Below are 408 nucleotides of genomic sequence, written 5' to 3'. Positions count from 1 at the left end.
TATCACCTGAAGGTGCAGGCGACCGGCTCCCGCATCCAGGTCTGGTTCAACCACGGCACGTCCCCGGTCATCGACGCCACCGACACCGCGTACTCCTCCGGGCGGTTCGGCGCGAACGTTCACCGCGGCGCGGCCACCGTGCAGAACCTGAACACCGGTCCCGGAGGCCTCGCCGCCTTCCCGTCCGGGCCGTGGACGGCCACCGGCGGCTCCTGGACCACGACGCCGGACTCGTTGCGGTCGAACGCTTCCGGAGACGCCTTCTACCTGAGCGACCGCACTGCGGCCGACCTCGTCTACGAAGGTGATCTGTCGGTCGTCAACGGGGTGGCCGCGGGCTTGACGTTCCGGGCCGGTGCCGATGGTGCCGGCTACACGGCGAACATCGACGCGGGTGGGCTGGTGAAG

At 69.9% G+C, this 408-nt stretch carries 1 pseudogene; it reads left to right on the top strand.

The annotated features are described in order from the left end of the window. A pseudogene (locus LFM09_RS50155) lies at positions 1–408 on the top strand (glycoside hydrolase family 32 protein); the annotation flags it as partial.

This window comes from Lentzea alba (assembly GCF_047445655.1).
GTDB lineage: Bacteria > Actinomycetota > Actinomycetes > Mycobacteriales > Pseudonocardiaceae > Lentzea > Lentzea alba_A.
This window is presented reverse-complemented; position numbering and strand designations above follow the sequence as displayed.